Below are 15,926 nucleotides of genomic sequence, written 5' to 3' on the forward strand. Positions count from 1 at the left end.
ACTCACCGGTCGCTACCTTGGACACTGCCGCTTCTCTCTGGTTTTGATCTGTACCCGCAATCGCGGTCGGCATTATATGTTTTCTGCCGTGGGTCAAGCGAACGTTTTTATTGTTAGCATCATTGCCTTCCGGCTTTAAACGTTCGCAATGATAGCCCGTCCTGCTTCAATCCGTCCGGGTCGGAACCAGCAGCAGCGCCAGGCTTTCGGGTGGAAGCGTAACGTCACATCGGGTTGCCTGCGTGCAGTCCGCCGCAGGCTGTGGCGCAGGCAAGCGCGCAGCCGCAATCAACGCAGCCGCCTGCGGGCCGGTCGGCGAGACCGGCCGCCCCATGGCCTCGAACAACGCGGCCGGCGTGCCATGATTCCGATCGATCACGATCACCGTCGCCCCGTCCACGGACGCCAGCCCCCTGAACGCCAGATGCGCATCCCGCGCCCTGTCGGCATCCCGGTTCCACAGCACGACCGCAATCACGCCATCCTCCCGGCGCGTCGCAAGCACATCGCCATCGCCCGATCCGGCCGGCAGCCGCCGGTTCCCCAGACGATGCAGCAACGCAAAGGCATTGAACGCAGGCTTGGGAATGCCATGGGTCGTCAGCAACCCATAGGCGCCCGGCAGTTCATTGGCGACCACCCCCTGTTCCTCGAAATCGTCCGAAAACGTCCAGTAGGACATGATCGGCGCCAGCCCGTCACAATCATGGACCGTCTGCACAATCCACGGCGCGATCCACGGACGATCCGCGCTGCCATTATGAATGTCCCAGTCCGCACCGAACTCGGTGATATAAAGCGGCAGGTCCGGATGCCCGGCATGATCGATCGCCTGACGCGCCGTCCGCGTCGCATCGCAGACAATATTACCCGTATTCGCAGGCGATTTCGGCAATCGCAGCAGATCCGGCGGATCATTCGCATAGATATGCGTGGAGACGAAATCGACCGGCACATGCTCCCGCATGACGTGATCGACGAAATCCCCAACCCAGTGAATGGCCCCCGTCGCAGGCCCACCGACCCGCAGCGCCGGATCGACCGCCTTGATGGTGCGGGCGGTATTGTCATAAAGCGCGAAATACGTCGCCATTTTCGGCTGCGCCACCCAGGTCGCCTGATCGGGCTCGTTCCAGACCTCGAAGGGCCATTGCCGGACTTCCTCGGCGCCATAACGCTGTTCCAGATGCGCGACGAAGGCGCGGATCAGCGCATTCCAGTCTGCCATATGCGCGGGAAACGTCACATTGGCCCGATACCAGAGCGTCCCGCCGCTATAATCGGTGATCGGCCTGGCCTGTTCGTCCGCCTTCCAGTGAACCAGCGGCTCCAGCCCCCCATCGCGGCGCAGCACGTCGCTGCCGATGGCGCTGGGCATGAACGAAAGCTCGACCAGCGGCCGGATATGATGCGCCAGAAGCCCGTCATACACGGCATCGACCTTGCGGAAATTGTAATGCATGTGGCCGTCCGCATCCGGCGCCATGATGCCCATCGTATCGTCGAAGATGCCGTGGAACCGCACATAGCGGAACCCGGTCGCCTCCCGCGTCCGATCCGCGTTCCGCAGATAACTCTCCGTCAGCGCCATGTCGGCGCGATCCGAACCGAATGCCTGCTCCCAACTGTGCCGGAACGGCGTCCCGCTCCCGGTGGCATCGATCTCTATGGCGGGCACCATCTCATCGGACCAGGCCGGGACCGACCACGACGCGCCACCCGCCAGAAGAGCGATCACCGCCGAACAGGCCCGAACAATCCGAAATCCAGCCACCCTTTTCATAAACGCAGACGCTCCCGGTTGAGGACGCGGGACAGCATCGCAATCGACACGCACTTGTCAAACCCGTGATGTCCCGCCCCCTCTGAGCCCCCACCCTTCCATCCGGCTGGCCGAAAGAGGCGCGGATGCGCTAGGCTGCTGATCTCATGACCCATCCCACCCAGGGGCACCCGGCCCCCACCCGCCATCCCGCCGCGTTCCCGGCCCCCTGCCCCGGCCTCGCCGCACGGGCGGAGGCACGGCCATGATGCTGCTGGCCGGGCTGGTCGCGATCGTGGTCCTGATCGGCTTCAGCATCCTGATCGCCCTGTCCGAGATCTCGTTCGCGGCGGCGCGCGAGGTGCGGCTGCGCACCCGGGCCGAGGCCGGCGACAGCCGGGCCGTGAACTTCCTGCGCCTGCGCCGCAACAGCGGGCAGGTGGTGACGGTGCTGCAGATCTGCCTCAACGCCGTAGGCGTGCTGGGCGGCGTCATCAGCAGCGACATGGTCACCCCGCCGCTGGCCGACATCCTGCACCGCGCCGGGCTGGAAGAGGGTCTGGCCGGGCACGTCGCCTCCACCGCGTCCTTCGTGCTGATCACGGGCCTGTTCGTGCTGTTCGCCGACCTGCTGCCCAAGCGCATCGCCATGAACGCGCCCGACCGCGTGGCGCTGAGCATCGGCTGGTTCCCCGCCATCGCGCTGAAGGTGCTGTACCCGTTCGTCTGGATCTTCTCCAAGATGTCGGACGTCATCCTGCGCGCGCTGAAAATCCCCGCCGCCTCGGCCGTCGAACCGGTGACGCCGGAAGACCTCCGCGCCATCCTGGCCGCCGGCACCGCCTCGGGCGTCCTGCTGGAGCAGGAACACCAGATGATCCAGAACGTCCTGGGCCTCCAGGACCGTTCCGTGACCTCGGCCATGACCCCCCGCGACGAGATCGTGTTCCTCGACATGCAGGAAAGTGCCGAAAGCCAGCGCGACAAGGTGCGGGCCAAGCCCTATTCCCGCTACCCGCTCTGCAATGGCGGGCTGGACAATGTCATCGGCTCGATCCGCGCCGAAGACGTGCTGGCCGCCGTGGTGGAAAAGCCCGAGGATGTCGACCCGACCGCGACCATCCTGCCGGTGGCCAAGCAGATCTCCCGCATGCGGCGCGACGTGCTGTCCCTCCCCGACACGCTCAACCTGTGGGACACGCTGGCCCAGTTCGACACGCATGGCGCGGGCTTCGCCCTGATCGTCAACGAATACGGTCTGGTGGTCGGCCTGATCACCTTCAAGGACATCATGGGCGCGCTGATGGACGGGCTCGCCAACCCGTTCGAGGAACAGGCCATCGTCCGCCGCGACGAGAATTCGTGGCTGATCGACGGCGCCGCCCCGATCGGCGACGTCATCCGCGAACTCGGCGTGCCGGACCTGCCCGACAGCCACAATTTCGATACGATCGGCGGCTTCGTCATGCACCGGCTGCGCCGCATGGCGCGCAAGGCCGACAAGGTCGAGGCCGCCAATTTCCTGTTCGAGGTCGTGGACGTCGAGGGCTTCCGCATCAACCAGCTCCTGGTCACGCGCCGCCCCCGCCGCCCGGACGCCGATCAGCCGTAATCGGGAATGCCGGGCATGGTGACGAAGCCCGGCAGCCCCCGCACCGCCCGCACCCAGCGCCGCAGCGCGGGATAGGCGGAATATTCCTCCCCCCAATCCCGACACAGCGCGGCGGCGGGAAACAGGGCGATATCCGCCACCGTCGGCCCATCGCCCACAAACCACGCACCGCCCTCCAGCCGCCGATGGACCAGATGGTCCTCCATGATCCGCAGCGCCCCCACCGCCGCCCGCCGGCGGGCGGATTGCCCATCCCCCGCCCCACCGAACAGACAGGCCCGCCGCATCAGCAGCGTCGCCCGCAACGGCCCAGCGGCAAACTGCAGCCAGTGCGCCACCCGCGCAAAATCCGCGCGCACCTCAGGCAGCCACGCCGGCCGCCCATGCGCCAGCGCCAGCAGCGCGCCACCGGCCCCACAGACCATTTGCCCGTCGATCCGCAGCACCGGCAGCAACCCGGCCGGCGAAACAGCACGAAAACCCGGACTGTCCTGCGCGCCACCAGGCACGACATCGACCGCGACCCGACGCGCCTCAAGCCCCAGCAGCGACAGGAACAGCCGCACCCGATAGCAATCCTCGTCCAGCTCGTCGTCGTGCAGCACCAGCTCACTCATGCCACGACCCCCGCCAGAAAAACCTGCCCGGCCCGTTCCTCCGCCCGCGCCCGCACATCCTGCCCCCAATCGGCCAGATCATGCAGCCGCTCCACCCCGGCAGACGCCGCCGCCAGCAGATGCAGCATGCACGCCCCCTCACGCACCGGCAGCAGCGCCGCCAGCACCCGGCCCTCCACATCCCGGTCCAGCGCGGCGGCCCGATGCCCGTCCGGCATCCCGACCGCACGCGCCACATCCTGCCACGGGGCCTCGATCCGCAGCGAGCGCACCGGTACCCACGCCGCCGCATCCATCGCCGGATCGCCCTCCGGCAAGGACCCGTCCTCCTCGACCGAAGCCCAGACCAGCCCATGACATTCCGCAACAGGCAAAGGCGCGGCCCGGATCGTCCCCGGCGGCGACAGGTCGGGATGCGCCGGAATATGCACGCACCGCCCATCCACCCCGAAGCGCCAGCCATGATACAGGCAGGCCAGCGCCCCCTCCCGCACAAAGCCCAGGCTCAGCCGCATGCCGCGATGCGGGCACCGGTCGTCCCACACATGCGCCTGCCCCTCCCCGTCCCGCCAGACCGCAAGGTCCCGCCCCAGCACGGTACTGCCGGCCACCGTACCCAGCTCCAGATCCGCCGACAGCATCAGCGGATACCATCCGCCATCACATGTCCCGCTCATTCCCTCTCCCCCTGAACCCTGTCCTCACCGGGCACGGGCAGGCAGCGCACCACCGGCACCACACACCCCGCCGGCCCCAGACTGCACGCCATCTCGAACGCGCCCACCAGCGGCTCCGGCCCCGCAACCTCGAACACCACCCGCACCGGCCCGGCCTCGACCAACACGCACTCCAGCGCCATCAGGGCGGCACGCTCACGGGCGAGGCACAGAATGGCCTCCACCGCCGTGCATCCCTCCAGTTCCAGGCGCATCCGCTCCCACCGGCTCATGCCCGCCTCCTGCCCCTTAATCCCCGATAGCCCGCCCGTTCGAAACGTGCCATCCCTGTTCCGAAACCGTACCGAACGGAGAGAGGCCATGATCCATGTCACATCCCACGATGCGCTGCTGGTCATCGATCTCCAGAACGATTTCCTGCCCGGCGGCGCCCTGGCCGTTCCGGACGGCGACGCGGTCATTCCGGTCATCAACCACCTGACCCTCCTGCCCTTCGGCCAGCAGGCGGCCAGCCAGGACTGGCATCCGCACTTCCATGTCTCCTTCGCCAGCACTCACGGGCGAAAAGCCACGCCCGATCACTGGCCCGACCATTGCGTGGCGGGAACGCACGGCGCCGAACTGGCGGCCACGCTGCACCAGGCACGGATCGGCATGGTGATCCGCAAGGGCCGCGACCCGGATGTCGACAGCTATTCCGCCTTCATGGACAACGACCGCGCCACCCGGACGGGGCTGGATTCCTGCCTGAAGGGGCTGGGCATCAGCCGCGTCTTCATCACCGGGCTGGCGCTGGATTATTGCGTGCGCTTCACCGCCATCGACGCGAAGGCCCTTGGTTTCGAGACGATCGTGGTCGAAGATGCATGCCGCGCGGTCGGCTCCGACCCGCAGGCCACATGGCAGATCCTGGCACAGCACGGCATCGCACGTGCCCACGCCGCCGATCTGGCCGGCCTGTAGGACGGGGCACGGCCCGTTCCGGGGGGAACAACCCGGCGCCGGGTGGGACCGGCCCGGGCGATCATCGAGGGGGGAATGCGGAACCATGACCATTCCGGGTCAGGTATGACCACGCACGCGCCGATCAGGCGGCTGCTCACATCACGACGACACATGCTGGGACTGGCCGCCGGAGCAGCCGGCAGCGGACTGCTCCGACCACCCGCCCTGCGGGCACAGCCACGGACATTGCTCCCGGTGGCGGAAGCCGACGCGCTGGTCGCCTTCGGCCATACCAGCCCGGTCACCGACGGCGGCTGGACGATGGCGCACGATCAGGGCGTGCAGGCGGTGCGGCGGGCCTTTCCACGCCTGCGCACGGTCTATGTCGAAAGCGTGCCCTACTCCGCCGACGCCACGCGCATCTTCCGCCAGTTCGTGGCCGAAGGCGCACAGATGGTCATCGCGACCTCCAACTATGGCGATTTCATCCGCGACGTCTCCGACCGCGCGCCCGATGTCGCCTTCATGGAATGCGACGGCCACGCCGTCAGCGGCAATCTGGGCTGGTATTACATCACCCACTGGTACGCCAGCTACGTCATCGGCATCGCCGCCGGGCTGATGACACGCACCAACAAGATCGGCTTCGTCGGCTCCTTTCCCATCCCGTCCGTCTATGCGGGCGCCAACGCCGTGCTGCTGGGCGCACGCTCGGTCAACCCGGCCGCCACCCTGCAGGCCATCTCGATCAATGCGTGGTTCGACCCGCAGGCCGCCACCCAGGCCGGCAGCGCGCTGGCCGACAATGGCTGCGATTTCCTGTGCGGCATCATGGACGAACCCGCCTATCTGCGCGTGGCCGAACAGCGCGGCATCAAGGCCGCGATGTGGAACACCGACATGCGCCAGTACGGGCCGGAAGCCTATGTCAGCTCCGTCACGCTGGATTTCCGCGATTACTATGTCGAACAGGTCCGCGCCCGCCTGGCCGGCACCTGGCAGCCCCAGGGCCATTTCCTGACCCTCGGCCACGGCGTGGACCGCGACCCGTGGGGCCGCACCGTCCCCCCCGAAGTCGCGGCCCAGGCCGACGCGATGCGCACGCGCATCATGCAAGGCTACAACCCGTTCCAGGGCCCGATCCACGACGCCGCCGGCCGCCTCCGCGTACCCCAGGGCCAGGCGATGGACGACGCGCTAATCTATCAGTGGGACTGGGCTGTGGCGGGAGTGACCGGCCTTGACTGACCCGCGCCACACCCAGCCCGACGCCCCGCCCCCGGTCGCGCCCGGCACGCCGCCGATCCTGCAATTGCAGGGAATCTGCAAATATTTCCCCGGCGTGATCGCCAACCAGGATGTCAGCCTCGACATCGCACCGGGCGAGATCCACGCCCTGCTGGGCGAAAACGGCGCCGGCAAGTCCACGCTGATGAACGTCGTCACCGGCATCTACCAGCCCGATGGCGGCGAGATCATCCTCGACGGCTACGGCCAGAGCTTCGCCGCCCCGCAGGATGCCATCCGCGCCGGCATCGGCATGGTCCACCAGCATTTCAAACTGGTCCCCGCCTTCACAGTGGCCGAAAACATCCATCTCGGCTGGCGCGAAACCCCGTTCCGGGCCTCGGCGAAAACACTGGAAGCCCGCACCCGCGCCCTGTCGGACCGGTTCGGCTTTTCCGTCCGCCCCGATGCCATCGTGGCCGACCTGTCGGCGGGCGAGCAGCAGCGGGTGGAAATCCTGCGCGTGCTGGGACGCCAGGCCCGCCTGCTGATCCTGGACGAACCCACGGCGGTGCTGACCCCGGCCGAAACGCGCGACCTGTTCCGCGCCCTGCGCGCCTTCCGTGCCCAGGGCAACGCCGTGATCCTGATCAGCCACAAGCTGGACGAGGTCATCGACATCTCAGACCGCATCAGCATCCTGCGCACCGGCCGCAATGTCGGCACCTACCGCACGGCCGACTGCACCGCCGCCGGCCTCGCCACCATCATGGTCGGTCGCGAGATCGTTCGCCGCGATCTGCGCGCCCGCGCCCCCGGCGCCGCCCCCATTGCCACCACCCCCGTCCTGAGCCTGCGCGGCGCCACCTGCCGCGATCCGCGCGGCGTGGAAACCCTGCGCGACGTCACCTTGGACCTGCATGGCGGCGAAATCCTCGGCATCGCCGGCGTCGCCGGCAACGGACAGCGCGAACTCACCCAGGTCCTCACCGGCATGATGCCCCTCTCGGCGGGCGAGATCCTGCTCGACGGCACCCCAGCCCCGCTGGCCGATCCGGCCGCCTTCGCCCGCTCCGGCATCGGCCACATCCCCGAAGACAGGCTGCGCAGCGGCCTGGCCCCGTCGCTGGACATCACCGACAATATGGCCCTGCGCGAATATGACCGCCCGCCGATCGGCCGCCACGGCCTGTACGACCGCGCCGCCGCCGCCCGTCTGGCCAGCACGATCGTCGAGGCCGCCGAGGTCCGCGTGCCCGACCTCGCCACCCCCATCCGCAACCTGTCCGGCGGCAACCAGCAGCGGCTGGTGGCACGACGCGAAATCCGCATCGCCAGCCGGGTGCTGGTCGCCGCCTATCCCAGCCGGGGCCTGGATATCGGCGCCATCGCCACCGTGCTCCGCTACCTGACCGAACTGCGCGACCAGGGCGTGGCGGTGGTCCTGGTGTCCGAGGATCTGGAGGAACTGCTGAACGTCGCCGACCGCATCGGCGTCCTGTTCCACGGCCGGCTGATGGCCACGATCGACGCCGCAACGGCCGATATGGAAACGATCGGCCTGCTGATGGGCGGCCGCCCGGCACCCAGCGGCTCGGCTCACAGCGGAGGACAAGCCTGATGGCCGGCACGCTGCAACGCCAGCCCACCGTCACCCCGGCCCGCCGGCTGGCCTGGCGCGCGGGCGCCATCGTCACCGCCCTGGCGATCACCACCCTCTTCCTCGCCCTGTCGGGCCGCGACCCGCGCCTGCTGGCCGACCTGGTGGTGCGCTCCACCGTGGGTTCCCGCTTCGGGCTGGAAGACCTCGCCCTGTTCCTCACCCCCCTGCTGCTGACCGGCGCGGCCGTCACCGTGACCGGGCGGATCGGCGTATGGAATATCGGCGCCGAAGGCCAGTTCTATGCCGGCGCCATCGGCGCCACCGCCATCGGCCTGTTCCTGCCCGGCCCGTCCTGGCTGGTGCTGCCGCTGATGGCCGCCAGCGGCATCGCCTGCGGCATGGGCTGGATTCTGGTCCCCGCCCTGGCCCGCGCCTATGCCGGCGTGAACGAGATCATCACCACCCTGCTGCTCAATTTCGTCGCCGGTCTGCTGACCACCTATCTGGCAGTCGGCCCATGGCATGACCGCGTCACCGGCGCGCTGGCCTCGACCGGCCGCCTGCCGGTACGCATCCCCGAAATCTGGGGCGTGGTCCATTGGGGCTTCCCCATCGCCCTCGCCATCGTGCTGGGACTGGCATGGCTCACCACCCGCACAAGCTGGGGCTACCAGATCACCGTCGGCGGCGCGAATGAACAGGCCGCCCGCTACGCCGGCATCCCGGTCCGCGCCCGCATCCTGGGCGTGATGCTGCTCTCCGGCGGCCTGGCCGCCCTGGCGGGCATGTTCGAGGTCGCGGGCACGGTGCACCGGCTGCAAGGCGGTCTTGCCAATAATTTCGGCTATTTCGGCATCGTGGTCGCGGTGCTGGCGCGCGGATCGTGCCTCAACGTGCTGCCCGCCGCCCTGCTGATGGCCTTCATCCTCAATGCCGGCATCGTGCTGCAAACCCAGCAACTGACAGGCTCCGCCGTGCTGGCCATCACCGGACTGGTCCTGTTCATGATCGCCATCGCCGACGAACTCGCCCATTACCGCCCGGTGACCGTCCGTCCCGTCACCCCCCGCCCTGCCACCCGCGCGGAGGTCCGGCCATGATCGACCTGCTGACCGGCATGCTCTCCACCGCAATCCTCGCCGGCGGCGTGCTCGCCCTGGCCGCGCTGGGCGAAGTCCTGGCCGAACGCGTGGGCGTCACCAATCTCGGCGTCGAGGGCCTGATGTCGATGGGCGCGGTGGTTGCCATCATCACCGTGGTCGCCACCCCCAACCCATGGCTGGGCCTGCTGGCGGCCACGCTTGCCGGCGCCGCGGGCGGCATGGTCTTCGCCTTCGCCACCGTCATCGTCCGCGCCAACCAGGTGCTGTGCGGGCTGGCCGTCACCTTCCTCGGCCTCGGCCTGTCGGCCAGTATCGGCCATGATTACGCGGGCGTGCCCTCGCCCGCCACATTCGGCCGCGTGCCCGTCCCCGGCCTGTCGTCCCTGCCGGTCATCGGCCCCGCCTTCTTCGGCCAGAACCTGCCGGTCTATCTCATCTACCTGGTCCTGCCGGCGGTGGCCCACTGGGTGATGTTCCACACCCGCCACGGTCTGGCGATGCGCGCGGTGGGCGAAAACCCGGCAGCGGCCGACGCGGCGGGCCTGCCGGTCACCGCCTTGCGCTTCTGGTACGTCACGCTGGGCGCCGGCCTGGCCGGGGCCGCCGGCGGCTACCTGACACTCACCTACGTGCCCGTCTGGTCCGAGGGGCTGGTGGCGGGAAGAGGCTGGATCGCCCTGGCCCTGGTCATCTTCGCCGGCTACCGGCCCTTCGGCGCCACCCTGTCGGGCCTGCTGTTCGGGCTGATCACCGCGCTCTCCTTCGTCGGCCAGGCCCGCAACTGGCCGATCGCGCCGGCCTTCCTGAACATGCTGCCCTATCTGGGCACGATCGCGTTCATCATCGTGCCGGTGGTCGTCTGGCACCGCATGCGCCGCATCATGGCCGCCCCGGCGGCGCTCGGCGTACCGTATCATCGTGACGTGAGGTAAGGAGCCCCCCAATGACCCATCGCGTGGACCCCACCGACCGCGCCGTTCTCGATGCCTGGCACGCGGTCGGCTTTCTCGAAACACTGGGCGCGGGCCCCACCCATACGCGCCTGCTCGGCGTCGGCCTGACGATCCAGCGCACCGCCGACGGCACGGTACAGGTCCGGGCCGAGGGGCACGACGCCCCCCTGCCGGTCGCCGAACGCCATGGCTGCCTGTGGACCAGCCTCGGCACGCCCCCCGCCACGCCCCTCGCCATCCCGGAAGCCGACGAGCCCGATCGCCGCCTGGTCTGCTGCGGCTCGATCGACGTCCACGCCTCCGGCCTGCGCGTGGTCGAGAATTTCCTCGACATGGCGCATTTCCCGTTCGTCCACACCAATATCCTGGGCGCCGAACCGCAGACCGAGGTCCTGCGCTACCACACCGAATGGCGGCGCGACGTCGACGAGATCTGGGCCACCGACTGCCGCTTCCACCAGCCGCAGGCCGCCCTGTCGGCCGAGGGCGGGCAGGACACGGGCTATATCTACCGCGTCGCCTCCCCTTTCGTGACCCTGCTCTACAAGACCTGCCCCAACGACGCGCTGCGCCCCGACGTCATCGCCCTGTTCGTCCAGCCGACGGAACCCGAACGATGCCGCGCCCACCCCGTCATGTTCCTGATCGACGAACTCTCGGCCCAGGCGGACCTGATCCAGTTCCAGCAGAAGATCTTCCTGCAGGACCGCATCATTCTCGAAAACCAGCGCCCCCGCCTGCTACCATTGGATGCGCGCGCCGAAATCCCCACCCGCGCCGACTCCCTCTCGGTCACCTATCGCCGCTGGCTGAAGGAAAAACAGGTCCGATACGGCGCAACCGGCACCCTGCCTAGCTCCTGAGAGGCTGTCAGATCCGCATCGAGCCCGTCTCGATAAAACGCTGATGCCAGGACAACGCCTCGCCCAGCAGATGGGGCGTATCGCCCCCGCCTCCATCCACCCTCTCGGCCCGGGCCAGATAGTCCCGCAATTGCGGCCGGAAATCCGGATGGGCGCAGTTCTCGATAATCACCCGCGCCCGCCGGCGCGCCGACAGGCCGCGCAGATCGGCCAGCCCCTGTTCGGTCACCAGCACCTGAACATCCTGATTGATGTGATCGACATGCGACACCATGGGCACGATCGAGGAAATCGTCCCATTCCGGGCAACAGACGGCAGCATGAAGATCGACAGCAGCGCGCTGCGGGCAAAATCGCCCGACCCGCCGATCCCGTTCTGCACCCGCGATCCCATGACGCGGGTGGAATTGACGTTGCCGTAGATGTCGGCCTCGATCCCCGCATTCATCGCAATACAGTTCAGGCCCCGCGCCACCGCCGGATTGTTGCTGACCTCCTGCTGGCGCAGCACCAGACGGTCGCGCAGCACCGCCATGTCGGCCTTCGCCGCCGCCGCCTGCTCGCGGCTCAGATACAGCGACGCGCCGGAGACGACGCGCATCTTGCCGCTGCGCACCATGTCCAGCATGCCGTCCTGGATCACTTCGGTATAGGCGGTCAGGTTCTCGAACGGCGCATCGGCCAGCGCGGTCATCACGGCATTGGCAATATTCCCCACCCCCGATTGCAGGGGCGGCAACGCCTCCGGCAGCCGGCCGCGCGCGACCTCATGCTTGAGAAATTCGATGATATGGCCGGCAATACGGGTGGCATCGGGCACGGCACGGAACGACTGGCCCAGATCCCCCTCATCGGTTCGCACCACTGCTGCGATCTTGTCCGGCGGCACCCGCAGCACCGTCCCGCCGATGCGCTCGCCCGCCCATGACACCACGGGCAGCCGGGCACCGGCCTCGCGGTCACCGGCCCAGATATCGTGGATGCCCTCCAGTTCGGTCGTATGCCAGCCATTCACCTCGATGATCACCCTGTCGGCCATCTCCAGCCAGGTCTTGGCATTGCCGATGGCCAGCGTCGGCACGATGCCGCCATCCTCGCGGATCAGCGCCGCCTCGATGACCGCCACATCGACCTTGCCCAGGAACCCCGCGCGCGCCCAGGGCGCGACACGGCTCAGATGCGTGTCGACATAGGCCACCTTGCCTTCATTGGCCTGCGCCCGCAGGTCGGCATCCCCCATATAAGGCATGCGGAAACTGATCGCCTCGGCACGGGCCAGCACCCCGTCCACATCCGGCGTGGTGGATGCCCCCGTCAGCAGGCTGATCGCGAACGGCTCGCCCCGCTCATGCCGCGCAATGGCCCGACGGGCCAACGCCCTGGGCAGCGCCTTGGGCGTGCCACCGGGGCCGAACCCGCCCATCCCCACCACGTCCCCATGCGCGATCAGGCACGCCGCCTCATCCGCGTCCATGATCCTGTGCCTGAACGCCGCATTGTGGACACGCTCTTCGGCCATGGCGTTCTCCCGTCATCTTCTTGTTCTTGTTTTTTTCCGGTTTCCGACGGTCATGACCGCATGTTTCCGGAAGGCACAGCCACTCTCAGTCTCTCAAACGCACACCAATCAAAATACCAATCATTTGTTAGGTTAACTCGTGTAAAGCCCGACCCCGCGCCTGTCGAGGCCGAATATGAAGACGCACCATCACACGTGATTGAACGCCCATACACCGCAAGCCGTTTCCCCAGCCCGACGTACCCGCCCATCTCGGGCGACAGGAAAAGCAGCTCCGCCGCCCGAGGCCGCCAGTCTCAGAGCCTGTCCGAAAACCCCTCCAGCACGACCTTGCCCCGCGCCCGCCCGCTTTCCAGCAATGCGTGCGCCCGTTTCAGATTGGCGGCGCAGATCGGCCCGAACTGCTCGGCCAGCGTGCTGCGCAGCGTCCCGGCATCCACCAGCCGCGCCACCTCATCCAGAATCTCGCCCTGGCGCCCCATATCGGGGGTAGCGAACATCGAGCGGGTGAACATCAATTCCCAATGCACCGCCACGCTCCTGGCCTTGAACGGCAGGATGTCGAAAGCCGGTGGATCGTCGATCAGCCCCATATGGCCCTGTGGCGCGATCAGTTCCGCGATATCGGCCCGATGCCGGTCGGTCTGGGTCGTGGAAAAGACGAAGCCGGGCGCCCCACCGGGCAGCGCCGCCACCTGCGGGGCAAGAGAACGGGCATGGTCGATCACATGCGTGGCACCCAGTTCCACGACCCAGTCCCGCGTCTCGGGCCGCGAGGCGGTCGCAATCACCTCCAGCCCCGTCAGCGCCCGCACAAGCTGAATGGCCACCGACCCGACGCCGCCGGCCCCGCCGACGATCAGCACCGAAGGCGCCGCCCCCGGCACCGAGCGCCGGATATCCAGCCGGTCGAACAGCATTTCCCACGCCGTCAGCGCGGTCAGCGGCAGGGCGGCGGCCTGGGCCCAGTCCAGCGTGCGCGGCATGTGCCCGACGATGCGTTCATCCACCAGATGATATTCCGCGTTCGTCCCCTGCCGCCCCAGCGCCCCGGCATAGAAGACCGGGTCACCGACCCTGAAGCGCGTCACCTCGGGTCCAACGGCGGCCACCACCCCGGCCGCATCCCAGCCAAGGACTTTCCACTCGCCCGGCTCGGCCTGCGCGCGCAGGCGCACCTTGGTATCCACCGGATTGACCGACACCGCACGAACCGCGACCAGCAGGTCGCGCCCGGCGGCAACGGGCACCGGCAAATCGAGATCGACCAGCGCGTCATCGGCGCTGATGGGGCGGGAGAACTGATAACCGACGGCGCGCATGGCCATGTTCCTTCCTTGTCGTGCCGTCAGGTGAACCCCTATGGTGCGCTATACGCAAGAACGCACATTTATCGCCCATAGTGTCGGAAATGATACCGTCATGACCCGTACCCGCCACCTCAACCAGGATTGCTCGCCCGGCTGCGCCGTCGAGGCCACGCTCCAAGTCATCGGCGGCAAATGGAAGGGCGTGATCCTGTATCACCTGTTCGAGCGCACCATGCGCTTCAACGAACTGAAGCGCCGGCTGGCCAACGTCACCCAGCGGATGCTGACCACACAATTGCGCGAACTGGAACGCGACGGGCTGATCACCCGCACCATCTTTCCGGAAGTCCCACCCAAGGTGGAATACAGCCTGTCCGAGCGCGGGCGCACCCTGCACGCCGTCATCACGGCGCTGAAGGATTGGGGCGACCACCACGCCCCACCCGCAGCAAAAAAGCCCCCATCCATTCAGGAGCATCTTCCGCCCCCAACACAACCCCCCTGAACGAATCAAAGTTTTTTGGTTCTTTTTTTCAAAAAAGAACGTCTTCCCCTTTATGCCTTCAACTTCCGCGCCAAAGCCGCCAGAGCCACCAACTGCCGCGCCAGGAAATCGCGCGTCGCGGTATCGGTCAGTTCCTGCGCCTCCGCATCGATCTTCTGCGCGGCCTGCCCGATCATGGCTTCGGGCCGGTTCAGCACCATGGCATCGAGGGAAACCAAAGTCTGGCGCAGATGATACTGCGCCCGCGCGCCCCCGATCACCCCCGGCGAGGCCGTCTGGATCGCCACCGGCTTTCCCGCCAGCGGCTGCGGCGCGAGGCGCGACAGCCAGTCGATGGCGTTCTTCAGCACACCGGGCATCGAGTAATTATATTCGGGCGTCACGATGATCACCCCATCCGCCGCGCGGATCTGCTCCGCCATGAGCTGAACGGGGGCCGGAAATCCCTGATCCTGCACGTCCGCGTCATAGAGCGGGAACGCACCGACCGAGTCCAATGGGCTGATCGTCACCCCCTCGGGCGCCAGCGCGGGCAGCGCCTTCGCCACCGCGCGATTGAGCGATTTCCTGCGCAGGCTTCCCAGCAGGGTCACGAAATGAAGAGGAACCAGATCCGTCATGATGCACCTCCGGCCAGGAGCGGAACACGCCCCCCATCCGCCATGTCCCATGCCGGCCCCGCCCCATGCAATCACGATATGAACCGCCCACGGCCGAAGGCCGCCGATGCTCATCACAAGAGCGGAGCGCCTTGTGGGCCCCGAGCACCGAAGCGCAGAAAATGCGCGCCGGATCGCCGGCAGGGTGATTCCGCAAACAGCCTCTTTCAGTCACCCAGCCATATCGACATTCTCAAGACGGCCATCGGATCTACGCAGTATCAGGTCCCGCAATCCCTGCCAGCGTCAGGCTTTCGGCGCCAAGCGCCCGCCAGATACCGTCGCCATGCCCCGCACCGATATCAGGACGCGCTCTGCAATGGCTTCACGCCTCGGATAAAGGCACCCTGCGACACCCGCCCTCGCCATGACAGGGCCACGCCCTCCCCCCGGTAGCACCTTGCCACGCGGCGATGAGACGCACTGATACGCAGACCCGAATCAGGTCCGCGAACATCATTCAGAACGTCACGCGCACGCCGCCAAACCCACCGATCGGCGCGGCGGGGCTATAGCTGCGCGGATTGCTCGCCCCCGGCGCCTGCACCAGATAGACCGAGGAGGTCGGCGA

General features: G+C 67.7%; 15 protein-coding genes. 8 read left to right on the forward strand and 7 right to left on the reverse strand.

The features are described 5' to 3' along the window. Positions 1-166: 166 nt before the first annotated feature. Positions 167-1,738: a GH39 family glycosyl hydrolase gene (locus tag HLH29_RS17715; RefSeq protein ID WP_182968706.1), complete on the reverse strand. Its 1,572-nt coding sequence runs from the start codon at positions 1,736-1,738 to the stop codon at positions 167-169. 289 nt (positions 1,739-2,027) lie between these two features. Here HLH29_RS17715 and HLH29_RS17720 point away from each other — a divergent pair, with 289 nt between their 5' ends. Continuing rightward, positions 2,028-3,374, forward strand: a complete 1,347-nt coding sequence (locus tag HLH29_RS17720) for a hemolysin family protein (protein ID WP_182968707.1) — start codon at positions 2,028-2,030, stop codon at positions 3,372-3,374. Here the strand turns inward: HLH29_RS17720 and HLH29_RS17725 are convergent. Genes HLH29_RS17725 through HLH29_RS17735 form a run of 3 tightly spaced genes read right to left on the reverse strand, consistent with a single transcriptional unit; the run spans position 3,365 to position 4,940 of the window. Beyond that, positions 3,365-3,991: a glutathione S-transferase family protein gene (locus HLH29_RS17725; protein WP_182968708.1), complete on the reverse strand. Its 627-nt coding sequence runs from the start codon at positions 3,989-3,991 to the stop codon at positions 3,365-3,367. The two genes, HLH29_RS17720 and HLH29_RS17725, sit on opposite strands and share 10 nt — an antisense overlap. Further along, on the reverse strand, positions 3,988-4,668 hold the full coding sequence (locus HLH29_RS17730) for a Rieske (2Fe-2S) protein (protein ID WP_182968709.1): 681 nt from the start codon (positions 4,666-4,668) through the stop codon (positions 3,988-3,990). Before HLH29_RS17730 ends, HLH29_RS17725 begins: the two co-directional genes overlap by 4 nt. Continuing rightward, positions 4,665-4,940 (reverse strand): hypothetical protein, encoded by a 276-nt coding sequence (locus HLH29_RS17735; RefSeq protein ID WP_182968710.1) that lies wholly within the window; start codon positions 4,938-4,940, stop codon positions 4,665-4,667. The genes HLH29_RS17730 and HLH29_RS17735 overlap by 4 nt, the downstream gene beginning before the upstream one ends. A gap of 88 nt (positions 4,941-5,028) precedes the next feature. Here HLH29_RS17735 and pncA point away from each other — a divergent pair, with 88 nt between their 5' ends. The 6 genes from pncA to HLH29_RS17765 all read left to right on the forward strand — a co-directional run bounded on the left by pncA (position 5,029) and on the right by HLH29_RS17765 (position 11,362). Further along, positions 5,029-5,631 (forward strand): bifunctional nicotinamidase/pyrazinamidase, encoded by a 603-nt coding sequence (gene pncA, locus HLH29_RS17740; protein WP_182968711.1) that lies wholly within the window; start codon positions 5,029-5,031, stop codon positions 5,629-5,631. Positions 5,632-5,736: 105 nt separating this feature from the next. Then, a complete protein-coding gene (locus HLH29_RS17745) occupies positions 5,737-6,861 on the forward strand; it encodes a BMP family ABC transporter substrate-binding protein (RefSeq protein WP_182968712.1) in 1,125 nt (374 codons plus the stop codon). Then, entirely contained in the window at positions 6,854-8,461 is a 1,608-nt protein-coding gene (locus HLH29_RS17750) for an ABC transporter ATP-binding protein (RefSeq protein ID WP_182968713.1), read from the forward strand. Before HLH29_RS17745 ends, HLH29_RS17750 begins: the two co-directional genes overlap by 8 nt. Then, on the forward strand, positions 8,461-9,543 hold the full coding sequence (locus tag HLH29_RS17755) for an ABC transporter permease (protein WP_182968714.1): 1,083 nt from the start codon (positions 8,461-8,463) through the stop codon (positions 9,541-9,543). The genes HLH29_RS17750 and HLH29_RS17755 overlap by 1 nt, the downstream gene beginning before the upstream one ends. Next, positions 9,540-10,478 (forward strand): ABC transporter permease, encoded by a 939-nt coding sequence (locus HLH29_RS17760; protein ID WP_182968715.1) that lies wholly within the window; start codon positions 9,540-9,542, stop codon positions 10,476-10,478. The genes HLH29_RS17755 and HLH29_RS17760 overlap by 4 nt, the downstream gene beginning before the upstream one ends. Before the next feature lie 11 nt (positions 10,479-10,489). Next, on the forward strand, positions 10,490-11,362 hold the full coding sequence (locus HLH29_RS17765; protein ID WP_182968716.1) for an aromatic ring-hydroxylating oxygenase subunit alpha: 873 nt from the start codon (positions 10,490-10,492) through the stop codon (positions 11,360-11,362). A 7-nt stretch (positions 11,363-11,369) separates the two neighbouring features. Here the strand turns inward: HLH29_RS17765 and HLH29_RS17770 are convergent, their stop codons facing one another. After that, positions 11,370-12,881 carry a succinate CoA transferase gene (locus HLH29_RS17770; protein WP_182968717.1) on the reverse strand — a complete coding sequence of 504 codons (1,512 nt, stop codon included), beginning with the start codon at positions 12,879-12,881 and terminating at the stop codon, positions 11,370-11,372. A 296-nt stretch (positions 12,882-13,177) separates the two neighbouring features. Then, on the reverse strand, positions 13,178-14,203 hold the full coding sequence (locus HLH29_RS17775) for a zinc-binding alcohol dehydrogenase family protein (protein WP_182968720.1): 1,026 nt from the start codon (positions 14,201-14,203) through the stop codon (positions 13,178-13,180). A 100-nt stretch (positions 14,204-14,303) separates the two neighbouring features. Between HLH29_RS17775 and HLH29_RS17780 the strand changes: the two genes are divergently transcribed. Next, a complete protein-coding gene (locus tag HLH29_RS17780; RefSeq protein WP_182968718.1) occupies positions 14,304-14,696 on the forward strand; it encodes a winged helix-turn-helix transcriptional regulator in 393 nt (130 codons plus the stop codon). A gap of 50 nt (positions 14,697-14,746) precedes the next feature. On the opposite strand, the gene HLH29_RS17785 is transcribed toward HLH29_RS17780, so the two are convergent. Beyond that, the gene (locus HLH29_RS17785) at positions 14,747-15,316 is read right to left on the reverse strand and encodes an NADPH-dependent FMN reductase (RefSeq protein ID WP_182968719.1); all 570 of its coding nucleotides are present in this window, start codon (positions 15,314-15,316) and stop codon (positions 14,747-14,749) included. Between the last annotated feature and the right edge of the window lie 610 nt (positions 15,317-15,926).

Origin of the sequence: Gluconacetobacter tumulicola, from assembly GCF_014174215.1 — a bacterium.
GTDB classification, from domain to species: Bacteria; Pseudomonadota; Alphaproteobacteria; order Acetobacterales; family Acetobacteraceae; genus Gluconacetobacter; species Gluconacetobacter tumulicola.